The sequence below is a fragment of the Sciscionella sediminilitoris genome (assembly GCF_000737195.2).
GTDB lineage: Bacteria > Actinomycetota > Actinomycetes > Mycobacteriales > Pseudonocardiaceae > Sciscionella > Sciscionella sediminilitoris.
Window position 1 is genome coordinate 72,776 of the sequence record NZ_JALM01000013.1, and the last position, 11,644, is coordinate 84,419.

General features: G+C 71.2%; 9 protein-coding genes. 6 read left to right on the forward strand and 3 right to left on the reverse strand.

The window, feature by feature from the left end; all coding sequences use genetic code 11:
* Positions 1-13: 13 nt before the first annotated feature.
* Positions 14-478 (reverse strand): MarR family winged helix-turn-helix transcriptional regulator, encoded by a 465-nt coding sequence (locus AD72_RS06175; RefSeq protein WP_031465426.1) that lies wholly within the window; start codon positions 476-478, stop codon positions 14-16.
* Between the two features lie 100 nt (positions 479-578).
* Here AD72_RS06175 and AD72_RS06180 point away from each other — a divergent pair, with 100 nt between their 5' ends.
* Positions 579-1,148: an NADPH-dependent FMN reductase gene (locus tag AD72_RS06180; protein WP_031465427.1), complete on the forward strand. Its 570-nt coding sequence runs from the start codon at positions 579-581 to the stop codon at positions 1,146-1,148.
* 33 nt (positions 1,149-1,181) lie between these two features.
* Positions 1,182-2,054 carry an NAD(P)-dependent oxidoreductase gene (locus tag AD72_RS06185; RefSeq protein WP_031465428.1) on the forward strand — a complete coding sequence of 291 codons (873 nt, stop codon included), beginning with the start codon at positions 1,182-1,184 and terminating at the stop codon, positions 2,052-2,054.
* 5 nt (positions 2,055-2,059) lie between these two features.
* On the opposite strand, the gene AD72_RS06190 is transcribed toward AD72_RS06185, so the two are convergent.
* The gene (locus AD72_RS06190; RefSeq protein WP_031465429.1) at positions 2,060-2,356 is read right to left on the reverse strand and encodes an MGMT family protein; all 297 of its coding nucleotides are present in this window, start codon (positions 2,354-2,356) and stop codon (positions 2,060-2,062) included.
* 28 nt (positions 2,357-2,384) lie between these two features.
* Here AD72_RS06190 and AD72_RS06195 point away from each other — a divergent pair, with 28 nt between their 5' ends.
* Both AD72_RS06195 and AD72_RS06200 read left to right on the forward strand, forming a co-directional pair.
* On the forward strand, positions 2,385-5,513 hold the full coding sequence (locus AD72_RS06195; protein ID WP_231644743.1) for an ATP-dependent helicase: 3,129 nt from the start codon (positions 2,385-2,387) through the stop codon (positions 5,511-5,513).
* A complete protein-coding gene (locus AD72_RS06200) occupies positions 5,510-8,770 on the forward strand; it encodes an ATP-dependent helicase (protein WP_031465431.1) in 3,261 nt (1,086 codons plus the stop codon). Before AD72_RS06195 ends, AD72_RS06200 begins: the two co-directional genes overlap by 4 nt.
* Before the next feature lie 80 nt (positions 8,771-8,850).
* On the opposite strand, the gene AD72_RS06205 is transcribed toward AD72_RS06200, so the two are convergent.
* Entirely contained in the window at positions 8,851-9,912 is a 1,062-nt protein-coding gene (locus AD72_RS06205) for a glycoside hydrolase family 172 protein (RefSeq protein ID WP_031465432.1), read from the reverse strand.
* 231 nt (positions 9,913-10,143) lie between these two features.
* On the opposite strand from AD72_RS06205, the gene AD72_RS06210 reads away from it, so the two are divergent.
* Both AD72_RS06210 and AD72_RS06215 read left to right on the forward strand, forming a co-directional pair.
* A complete protein-coding gene (locus tag AD72_RS06210) occupies positions 10,144-11,139 on the forward strand; it encodes a potassium channel family protein (protein ID WP_231644747.1) in 996 nt (331 codons plus the stop codon).
* A 51-nt stretch (positions 11,140-11,190) separates the two neighbouring features.
* Complete coding sequence (locus AD72_RS06215) at positions 11,191-11,625, forward strand: hypothetical protein (protein WP_031465434.1); 435 nt, start codon at positions 11,191-11,193, stop codon at positions 11,623-11,625.
* Positions 11,626-11,644 lie beyond the last annotated feature (19 nt).

An 11,644-nucleotide genomic window follows, 5' to 3' on the forward strand; every position in this document is an offset into this window, starting at 1 on the left:
CCGCCCACCCGGCTCACAGCGGGATGGCGTGCCGGGTGACGTAGTGGTGGATCAGGGTTTCGAGACAGCGGCGGAACGAGCCCTGTTGCCGCTCGCTCAGCGTGTCCGCCAGATGCCCGATCTCGGTTCGGACCGCATCGTGCACCAGGCGCACGATGGACCGGCCGGAGTCGGTGACGGTGACGTGGACCGCGCGCCGGTTGCCGGGAACGGCGACCCGCTGCACCAGGCCACGCCGTTCGGCCCGGTCGACGAGGCCGGTGACACTGGACTTCTCCAGTTCCAGGATCCCGGCCAGCGCGCGCATGCCGATTTCCCGATCCTCGAGTACGGCGAGCATCCGTAACTGGGTGACCGACAGCCCTTCCTGGCTGGCCAGGCGCCCGAGAATCGCCTGCAGGATGAACGAGAGCTGGATCAGCCCGTCGACGAGGCCCAGCTCCGGCGCGGGATCGTGGTCGGGTGAGTGAGTGTCCACGGCGCCCGAGCCTAGCTTGACCGAGTTCGTGACACCAACTATTTTGGTTCGTGACACCAACAGTGTGTATAGCGAACAATAGTGTGGAAGCGGTACTCCCATGGCAGGCAAGAAACGCATCGCCGTGCTCATCGGCAGCACGCGTCCCACCCGGATCTGCGGTGCCATCGCCGCCTGGGTGCGCGAGGTCCTCGGCGAGGACAGCGAGCTGGACTATGACCTGGTCGACCTCGCCGCGGTGGGACTGCCGTTCCTGGACGAACCACGCAGGGCCGCGCTATGGCAGTACGAGCACGAGCACACCAGGGCCTGGAGCCGGCTCGTGCAGAGTTACCACGGATTCCTGTTCGTGTTCCCGCAGTACAACTGGGGCTACCCGGGCGTGCTGAAGAACGCGCTCGACTACCTCTACCACGAATGGCGGGACCGGCCCGCGAGCCTGGTCACCTACGGCACCCGCGGTGGCGACAAGGCCGCCGAACAGTTCCTCGGCGTGCTGCACGGACTGCACATGCACGTGCTCGACACGCACGTCGAAGCCGTCATCACGGACCAGGACGTGGACGAGAACTGGCAGCTGCGCGATCCCGGGGCCACGCTCGAGCCGAACCGGGAGCTGCTGCGCCGGATCGACGAGCAGCTGACCGTGACACTCGAGGCGAGCCGATAGACCGCGATCCGCGCGGAGAACGGAGAAACGATCATGACGAATCAGCACATCGGGTTCATCGGGCTCGGCAGGATGGGTACCGCGATGGCGCACCGCCTGCTCGATGCCGGTTACCGGGTCACCGTGTGGAGCCGCAGCGCGGGCAAGGCGGACGAACTGGTGGCCCGCGGCGCGCGGCGCGGTGACCGGCCGGAGGACGCGATCGCGACCGGGACCGTCTTCTCGATGCTCAGCAACGAGGAAGCAGTGCGCGCGGTCTTCACCGCCGAACGCGTGGCCGCGGCTCCGGAGGGCTTCGTGCACGTCAACCACGCCACGATCAGCCCGGAAGCGGCCCGTGAGTTCGCCGCGCTCGGCGGGGGATACCTCAGTGCCCCGGTCGTCGGCCGACCGGAGGCGATCACCGCTGGGAACCTGACGGTGCTGCTTTCCGGGGACGCGGAGGTCCAGGCCGCAGTGGCGCCGATGCTCGCCGCGCTCGGCAAGGGGGTGTGGGACTTCGGTACCGCCGTGGACGCCGCGCCGACGGCGAAGATCTCGGTCAACTACCTGCTCATCCACGCGCTGCAGGCACTGTCCGAATCGATCACCCTGCTCCAGAAAGCCGGTCTCGACGCCGGGCGGTTCGTCGACATGATCAACGACTCGGTCTTCCCCGGACCGGCCTACCGCGGTTACGGCGAGGCCATCGCCACGGGGACCTATTCGCCACCGGGGTTCACCACCACGCTCGGGTTGAAGGACCTGAATCTCGCGCTGAGTGCGGCAGACGAGCTCGGTACCGCACTGCCGACCGGGCCGGTACTGCACGAGGTGTTCACCACCGCGGTCGAGCAGGTCGGCGCGGACCTGGACTGGGCGAGCATCGCCGAGGTCACCCGGCAGCGTGCCACCGGATCGCGCTGAGGCGGTCAGTCCGTCCACCGGTAACGGCGCATCGGGATCCGCTCCCCGTCGGCGAGCACTCCTTCCGCGCGCAACCGGGCCAGCTGCTCGCGCGCGATGTGCGGGGCCGGGTATCCGCTGGTGCGCAGCACCCGGTGCCACGGGATGTCCTGCCCGTCCTCGGCGAGAATGCGGCCGACGAGCCGGGGTGAGGGCGCACCCGCGCGTGCCGCGATATCGCCGTAGCTGGCCACCGTGCCCTCGGGGATGGTGCGCACGATCTCGCGCACCCGCTCGTGCAGTTCCTCGTCCACATCCGCCATTGTCGGCCCCGCGTGGTTGCATGTTGGCGTGACACCCCAACTCGTGCGCCAGCAGCGGCGCGATGAACGGACCCGGTGGGACGAGTCCGCGCGCGCCCTCCTGGAACGCGCGCACGGCTTCGTCCGGGTGCGGGGTGGACCGGGAACCGGCAAGACCACGCTGCTCGCGGAACTGGCCGCGGCGCGCATCCTGGCCGGAGACGGCGAACAGGTGCTGGTGCTGGCACCCAATCGCCGGGCGGCGAACGCGATGCGGATCCGGATCTCGGCGCTGCTCGCGGGCGAGGGGGTGCGTACGCGGCGCGAACCGCTGGTGCGCACCGTGCACTCCTATGCCTTCGGCGTGCTGCGCAGGCACGCGGCCATGCACGAGCAGCCCTCGCCGCGGCTGCTTCCCGGGCCGGAACAGGACGCGATGGTGCGGGTACTGCTCGCCGGGGACATCGAGGACGAGGCCGACTACTGGCCGGCGAGCCTGCGCCCGGCGATCGGGTTGCCGGGGTTCGCCAGCGAGGTGCGGGATCTGCTGCTGCGGGCCTCCGAACGCGGGCTCGGTCCCGAGCACCTGATCAAGCTCGGCCGCGCGCACAAGCGCCCGGAATGGGTGGCAGCGGGCAAGTTCGGCCGCACCTATGAGCAGGTCACCCTGTTGCAGGGCACGGTGGGCGCGCAGCACCCGCAGGCGACCGCGCCCGCGCTGGACGCCGCCGAACTGGTCGCCGCGGCGCTGCTCGCCTTCGACACCGACGAGGTGCTGCTCTCCGCGGAACGCGCCCGGATCCGGCATCTGCTGGTGGACGACGCCCAGCACCTGGACCCGCAGGCGTTCGCGTTCGCCAAGCTGCTCGGGGAGACCGGGGCCGAGTTCGTGCTCGCCGGGGACGCGGACCAGAGCGTGTTCTCCTTCCGCGGTGCGGACGCGGGCCTGTTCACCGGCGCGGAACCGGACTACGAGGTGCGCCTCGGGGAGCAGCACCGGATGGCGAAACCGATCGCGACCGCGGTCGGCCGGGTGTGCTCCCGGTTGCCGGGTACCCGGTTCCCGGTCCCCGAGGGGGAACGCGCGGAGGGCTCGGTCGAGGTACGGCTGCTGCCCAGCCAGGCGGCGGAGGCGAACTGGATCGCGGGACGGCTGCGCCGCGCGCACCTGATGGAGGGCGTTCCGTGGTCCCGGATGGCCATCGTGACCAGGTCGGTGCCCCGCTCGCTTGCCGCGCTGCGCCGGGCCCTGCTCGCCGCCGGGGTCCCCGTCTCGATCCCGGCCCGGGAGATCCCGCTGCCCACCCACGAGGCGGTGCGCGGGTTCCTGACCCTGCTGCGCTGCGCCGCCGACCTGCGTGAACTCGATGCGGAGACCGCGGCGGCGCTGCTGTCCTCGCAGCTGGGCGGGGCCGATGCGCTTGCCATGCGCCGGGTGCGCCGTGGCCTGCGCAGGCTGGAGCTCGCCGGTGGCGGGGACCGGCCGAGCGGGGAAGTGCTCGCCGAGGTGTTGCGGGACAACGATCCGCTCACCGCGCTCGAACCGGACGCGGCCGCCCCGGTGCGCCGGGTCGCCGATCTGCTGCACACCGCCGTGGATGCGCTCGACGAAGGCGTCGAACGGATGCTGTGGCGGGTCTGGGAACGCAGCGGGCTGCAACGGCGCTGGACCGAGGCCGCGGCACGGGGCGGGCATCTGGGCCGGATGGCCGACCGGGACCTGGACGCGATGGTCGCCCTGTTCGACGCGGCGGCCAGCTATGTGGACCGGCTGCCCGGCGCCTCGCCCGCCGGGTTCGTGGAATACCTGGGCGGCCAGCAGATCGCGGGGGATTCACTCGCCCCGACCGCCCCGGACTCCGAGTCGGTCACCGTGACCAGCGCGCACGCCGCGTGCGGGCGGGAATGGGACCTGGTCGCGGTCGCCGGGGTCGCCGAGGGGAGCTGGCCGGACCTGCGCACCAGGGGCACCCTGCTCGGGGTGGAGCGGCTGGTCGACACGCTGTCCGGGATCCAGACCGACAACACGTCCACCACATCCGAACTGCTCGCCGAGGAGCGCAGGCTGTTCGTGGTCGCGGCGAGCAGGGCCCGGCACACCCTGCTGGTCAGCGCGGTGCGCGGGGAGGAGGAGCAGCCTTCACGATTCCTCGACGAACTGGTCACCGAGCAGGAGGACCCGATACCGGAGCCGCAGCAGGCGAGCAAACCCGAACGCGGGCTCGTGCTCGCCGAACTGATCGGGGAACTGCGCAAGGCGCTCGCCGATCCGGGCACCCCGGACGATCGGCGCGCTCGGGCCGCCCGCCAGCTGGCCAGGCTCGCCCGCGCCGGGGTCCCCGGTGCGCATCCGGACACCTGGTACGCGCTGGCCGAACCGTCGAGCACCGCCCCGCTCTGGGGCCCGGAGGACACCGTCGACCTGAGCCCCTCCACCGTGGATGTGCTCACCACCTGCCCGCTGCGCTGGCTCGTGCAGCGGGTCGGCGGCACCGATCCGGCCGAGCTGCCCGCGACGACCGGGAGCCTGATCCACGCGCTCGCCCAGGCCGCCGCCGAGGGCGCGAGCACCGAGGAGGTGGACGCCGAGCTGGACAAGGCCTGGTCCCAGCTGGACATCGCCGCGCCCTGGTTCTCCCGCCGCGAGCAGGACCGGCTGCGCGGGATGCTGCGCGCCTTCGAGACCTGGCTCAAGGGCAGCCGCGAGGAGCTGACCCAGCGCGCGCTCGAGGCGCCGCTCTCGGTGCAGCTGGAGGATTCCCGGGTCCGGCTGCGCGGCCGGGTGGACCGGCTCGAGGTGGACGCCGAGGGCAGGCCGGTGATCGTGGACATCAAGACCAGCAAGACCGCGGTCTCCGCCGAACAGGCCGCCGAACACGCGCAGCTGGCCGTGTACCAGCTCGCCGCCGCGCTCGGTGCGTTCGAGGGCGTGTCCCGGCAGCCCGGCGGGGCGCGGCTGCTCTACGTCGCCGCACCCAAGAAACGCACCGGGGTCACCGAACGCGGCCAGGACGCACCGGATGCCGAACGCCTCGCCGCCTGGGCGCGCATGGTCATCGATGCCGCCGAGACCGCGGCCGGCCCCGGCTATCTGGCCGTGGCCAACGACCAGTGCCCGACCTGCCCGGCGCGCACCAGCTGCCCGGCGCACGAGGACGGCAGGCAGGTGACCGAATGAGGGAACCGCTCTCGCCGCTGCACATCTCCGCCGCGCTCGGCCTGCCCGCGCCGACCGGGGAACAGGCCGAGGTGGTCGGCGCCCCGATCGAACCGGCACTGGTCGTCGCCGGTGCGGGCGCGGGCAAGACCGAGACCATGGCCGCCCGTGTGGTGTACCTGGTGGCGAACGGCTTCGTGACCCCGGAACACGTGCTCGGCCTGACCTTCACCCGCAAAGCCGCGCGCCAGCTCGCCGAACGGGTGCGGGCCCGGTTGCGGCGGCTGGCCGGTTCGCCGCTGCTCGAACAGACCGACCCCAGCGGGGCACTGCGGGCCGAGGTACTGGCCAGCGAGCCGACCGTGCTGACCTACAACGCCTACGCCGGACGGCTGGTCGCCGAGCACGGGCTGCGGCTGCCCGTGGAACCGGGAGCGCGGGTGCTCACCGAGACCGCGGCCTGGCAGCTGGCAAGCAACGTGGTGTCCACATGGGACGGTGAACTGGAGACGAGCTACGTGCCCGCCACGGTCACAGCGCACCTGCTCGCCCTTGCCGGGGAACTGGCCGAACACCTCGTGGACACCGAAACCCTCGCCGCGCACGCCGAACGGATCTGCCAGGCGGTGGAGCACGCGCCGCGGGCCAAGGGGCAGGGCACCGCGATCAAGGAGGAGACCCGCAAACGCCTGGATGTGCAGCGGCTGCGGGTCGCCCTGCTCCCGCTGGTCGCCGAATACCAGCGGCGCAAACGGGCCGAGGGCGCGATCGACTTCGCCGACCAGATGGCGCTCGCCGCAAGGCTGGCCGCCGAGCATCCGGAGGTGGGGGAGGCCGAACGCGGGCGCTACCGGGCCGTGCTGCTCGACGAGTACCAGGACACCGGGCACGCCCAGCGGGTGCTGCTGCGCACCCTGTTCGGCAACGGGGCGCCGGAAAGCGTCCCGGTGACCGCGGTCGGCGATCCCGCGCAGTCGATCTACGGCTGGCGCGGGGCGAGCGCGGCGAACCTGCCGCGGTTCACCACCGACTTCCCCAACGGCGGGCGGCCGGCGGGGGAGTACTCGCTGCTGACCAGTTTCCGCAATCCGCCGCAGGTGCTCGCGATCGCCAACCGGACCGCGAAGGAACTGCGGGACGCCGGGCTGCGGGTCGGCGAGCTGCGCGCCCGCGCGGACGCCGAGCCCGCCGAGGTGCGCGCCGCACTGCACGCCGATGTGGAGGCCGAGCGCGAATGGGTCGCGGGAGAGCTCGCCGCGCGCTGGCACGCCCACGTGGAGCGCAATGGAAGCGCGCCGACCGCAGCGGTGCTCGTGCGCAGGCGCGCGGACATGGCCGAACTGGCCGCGGCGCTGCGGGCGCGCGGACTGCCGGTCGAGGTGGTCGGGCTCGGCGGGCTGCTGCGCGAACCTGAGGTGCGCGATCTGGTCAGCACCCTGCGCGTGCTCATCGATCCGCTCGCGGGCACCGCGGCCGCGCGCCTGCTCACCGGGGCGCGCTGGCGGATCGGGGCGGCCGACCTCTCCGCCTTGTGGGCCCGCTGCCGGGAACTCGCCGAGGCCGACGAATCCGGGCAGTCCAGCCCCGAACTGCTCGCCGGGGTGGATGTGCGCGGCGCGCTGCCCGGTGAGCTCGCCGAACAGGCCGGGCTGGTGGACGCGATCGACGATCCCGGTCCGCCGGAGCGCTACACCGAGGTGGGCTATGCCCGGATCCGGGCGCTGGGCAGGGAACTCGGCATGTTGCGCTCCCGGATGGACCAGCCGCTGGCCGAACTGGTCGCCGATGTGGAACGCACCATGCGGCTGGACATCGAGACCCTGTCCCGGCCCGGTCCGGTCGGACGCACCCAGCTCGACCGGTTCGCCGAGGTGGTCGCCGACTACGCGGCGTCCAGCCCGAACGCGAACCTGCGTGCCCTGCTCGACTACCTGGCCACCGCCGAGGACGCCGAGGACGGGCTCGAACCGGGCGAGGTGGTCGTCGCCGAGGACCGGGTGCAGGTGCTCACCGTGCACGCGGCGAAGGGCCTCGAATGGCAGCTGGTCGCCGTGCCGCATCTGGTCGAAGGGGTGTTCCCGGCCCGTAAACAGGCTTCGAGCTGGCTCGGGAACGTCGCCGAACTGCCCGCCGAACTGCGCGGGGATTCCATCGACCTCCCGGATCTGCGGCTGCCCGCGGGCGGGGACCGCAAGGAACTCGAGGAAGCGCTCGCCAAACACGAGGAGGACTTCGACGACCGGCGGCTCACCGAGGAACGGCGGCTCTGCTACGTCGCGTTCACCCGGACCGAGCACACCCTGCTCGCCTCCGCGCACTGGTGGGGGGCCACCGGGAAGAAACCGCGCAAACCCTCGCTGCTGCTCGAAGAGGTGCGCGAACTGCTCGAGGCCGATCCCGAGCTCGGCGAGATCTCCTGCTGGGCACCGGAACCCGAACCGGACGCGGAGAACCCGGTCGCGGCCCGCCAGCACAGCGCCGAATGGCCCGCCGATCCGCTCGGTGACCGCCGGGAGGCTGTCGCCGAGGGCGCGGCCCTGGTGCGCGCCGCGCTGGAAACCGAGGACTCCGGAGACGCCGAGGATCCCGAAACCGCGGACGACCCGGAAGGCTGGGCCGCCGAGGTCGACGTGCTGCTCGCCGAACGGGCCGCGCGGGCCGAACGCGCCGAACGGGTCGCGCTCCCCGCCCAGCTCTCGGTGAGCCAGCTCGTGGAACTCGCCGAGGACCCCGGCGCGCTCGCCACCCGGTTGCGCCGCCCGCTCCCGTTCGAACCCAACCCGGCGACCCGGCGCGGTACCGCCTTCCACGCCTGGCTCGAGCACAGGTTTGCCTCCAACGCCCTGCTCGAGTTCGACGAGCTGCCCGGGGCCGCGGACGGGGACGACACCCCGGAGGCCGATCTCGACCGGCTGCGCGCCGCTTTCCTCGGCGGCCAATGGGGAAACCGGGTGCCGCAGGAGGTCGAGGTCGGTTTCGAGACCGAGGTCGAGGGAATCGTGGTGCGCGGGCGGATGGACGCCGTGTTCGCCGACTCCGACGGCGGCTGGACCGTCGTGGACTGGAAGACCGGCATGGTCCCGGACGAGGAACACATGCGCGCCGTTTCGGTGCAGCTGGCGATCTACCGGCTGGCCTGGGCCGCGATCGCCGGTGTCGGGGTCGAGCGGGTGCGGGCGGCGTTCTACTACGTGCGCGCCGACCGCACCGTGGCCCCCGCGGACCTGCTCGACGTGGACGGCCTGCGCGAGCTGCTGCGCACCGTGCCGAGCGAGTGACCCGCGCTCAGCTCACCGCACCTCCAACGTCACAGCACCTCCAACGTCACAGCACCTCCAACGTCACAGCACCTCCAACGTCACAGCACCTCCATGCGGTCGTAGTCCGGTTCCGGCGGGCGGTGGGTGCTCGTCCGGTCCAGATAGAACAGCGCGGTCGAGGCCATGTCGTCCTGGAGCGGGAGGTACCGGTCCAGTGAACGCCAGCCGAGCGCCTGCACGGTGATCCGCAGGTTCTCGGAGAACCGGAGCGGATCCGGGATGTGCCAGCGGTACATGCCGAAGCGCTGCTGGCTGCGGTAGAGCCCGTCCGGTCGGAGTATCTGCGGCAGTCCGAGGTACGGGGTGCTGTAGGCGGTGTAGCCCTCGCCGGGCAGGTCGAAATTCCACGCGCCACCGAAGTAGTCCTCGGTTCCGGTGCCGCAGATGGTCGGGAATTCCCCGTCCCCGTCCACGTAGAACTTGAATTCCCCTTCGCCCCACCACTCGGAATTGTGTGTCCCGGTCGCCAGATAGGTGCCCACATAGTGCCCGGCTCCCTCGACGCCCTCGAGCACCGTGTGCACTTCCTTGTACGGCAGGGGATTGTTCCGCCGCCATTGCGCGTGCAGATAACCCGAACCCTGCGGAACCTCGGTGAGTTCGTAGTCGACCTGGTAGTAGACGCGGGCCTGTTCGGGGCCGAGATTGGTGAGGGTGAGCAGCGCGTGCTCGGTGAAGGGCATTTCCCAGTAGCTGTTGAACCCGCCCTTGGGGTTCACCGCGATCGGCACCGAATTCACCTGCGCGAATTCACCCCAGCCCTGGCAGAAGAAATCCCCGAGCGGGACCTCCACGGCGGGCTGCTCGTCGTGCTCCCAGTACATGCGCAGCACCATGCTGCGCCAGTTCTTCGCGTCGGTGGTCAGCCAGATGTGCCGGATCACGGCGGGCCCGGAGATCTCGGCCATGGTGAACCCGGTGCCCGCTGGGATGTCCACGCTCGGGGAGACCTTCCAGCCCTGTCCGAGCTCGCGTGCCGGGTGTGCGCCGGTGCCTTCGGTCGCGGCTCCGCCCGCGCCCTTGTCCCCGGTGAAGTTCTCCGGGGAGATCGAACGCGAGCGGCCGTCGGTGATTCGTGCCAAGTCTGTGATCCGAGTCATAGGCACCACGGTAAACGCCCGTGCGTGCGGGGAAACCCTCCGTTCGGGCCTTGCCCGGATGCGGGTTCGCGAATAAGGGCGGTTCGTCCGTGTCGCGGGTGTACTCCCGGTGCGCGCCCAGTACGCTGCCCGATCGTGACCGGGAAGCAGCGAGGCGGCATCTTCACCAAACTGCGTTCGCGCGAGGAACTGTCCGATCAGCCGGACCACTCGCTCGTGGGTGTCGTGACGATGCCGGAGATCAAGGTCAGCCCGGTCCGGTCGATCGGCAGGCGGGTGCTGTGGGCACTGCTCGCGCTCGCCGCGGCGGTGGTGATCGTCTACGTCGACCGGGACGGCTACCGGGACTCGTCCAAGCCGGGACCGCTGTCCTGGCTGGACTGCCTCTACTACGCGACCGTCTCGCTCTCCACGACCGGATACGGGGACATCACACCGGTCACCGCGACCGCCCGGCTGGTGAACATCGTGCTGGTCACCCCGCTGCGGGTGCTGTTCCTGGTGGTCCTGGTCGGTACGACACTTTCCGTGCTCACCGAACGTTCCAGGCAGGTATTCCGCATTCAGCGTTGGAGGACCAAGGTGCGCGACCATGTGGTGGTCATCGGCTACGGGACCAAGGGCCGCTCGGCGGTCGGTGCGCTGCTCGGCGAGGGCACCGATCCGGGCCAGGTGGTCGTCGTGGACACCGACCAGTGGGCATTGGAGGCCGCGTCCGGGCTCGGCTGCGTGACCGTGCACGGCTCGGGAACCCGTTCCGATGTGCTCCGGGTTGCCGGTACCAACCGGGCACGGGCCATCGTCGTCGCGCCGAGCAGGGACGACACCGCCGTGCTCGTCACGCTCACCGCGCGCGAACTCGCCCCCAAGGCACAGATCGCCGCGTCCATCAGGGAAACCGAGAACGTGCACCTGCTGCGCCAGTCGGGCGCCGATTCGGTCGTGGTGTCCAGCGAGACCGCGGGGCGGCTGCTCGGCATGGCGACCTCCACACCGAACGTGGTCGACATGGTCGAGGACCTGCTCACCCCGGACGCGGGCCTGGCCATCGCGGAACGGGATGTGGAGCGCGCCGAGATCGGCGGGTCACCGCGGCATCTGCCCGACCTGGTGCTCGGCGTGGTGCGCGGCGGCCGACTCTATCGGGTGGACGCGCCGGAGGCGGACACCATCGAACGGGGTGACCGACTGTTGTACGTGCGAAAGGTGACCCCCGCTACCGAGTGATCGGATGCTCAACGGGCAGCGATGCGCCGGTGAATCTGTCAGTATCGAAGGGTGACAAGCTCGCGCAGGACCCGGCTGCTCCCGATCGCGATCGCCGCCGTACTCGGCGTCGGCTTCGCCGCGCTGGTGCTGTGGCTGCTCCCGAGTGTGCTCGGCGGAGACACCGCTGCCGGGCAGCAGAACGCCGTGGACGCGACGGTCAAGTCGAGCGCGCAGTGCACCGGAGCGGATCCGCACGACACGGTCAGCTACACGGTCTCCGGCGAGTCGCACAATGCCAAGCTCGACGGCTGCGGGAGCGAGGTCGGCCAGCAGGTGCGGGTCGTGCTCCCCGGGCCCGGCGAGCAGTACGCCAGCCTGGCGAACAGCGCGGGCAGTGGAGCGGGTTCCAAGCGGCTCTCGTTCGTCGGCCTCGCGCTCGCCGGGATCTGCGGTGGGTTGTTCATCGGATTCAGCCCGGTCGTCCGGCGCCCGCACGCGCTCTGAGGCTTCGCGCCCGGTGTGG

Coding starts and splice junctions, on each gene's coding strand:
- AD72_RS06180 (WP_031465427.1), top strand. CDS start 579: ATGGCAGGCAAGAAACGCATCGCCGTGCTCATCGGCAGCACGCGTCCC.
- AD72_RS06185 (WP_031465428.1), top strand. CDS start 1,182: ATGACGAATCAGCACATCGGGTTCATCGGGCTCGGCAGGATGGGTACC.
- AD72_RS06190 (WP_031465429.1), bottom strand. CDS start 2,356: ATGGCGGATGTGGACGAGGAACTGCACGAGCGGGTGCGCGAGATCGTG.
- AD72_RS06200 (WP_031465431.1), top strand. CDS start 5,510: ATGAGGGAACCGCTCTCGCCGCTGCACATCTCCGCCGCGCTCGGCCTG.
- AD72_RS06205 (WP_031465432.1), bottom strand. CDS start 9,912: ATGACTCGGATCACAGACTTGGCACGAATCACCGACGGCCGCTCGCGT.
- AD72_RS06210 (WP_231644747.1), top strand. CDS start 10,144: ATGCCGGAGATCAAGGTCAGCCCGGTCCGGTCGATCGGCAGGCGGGTG.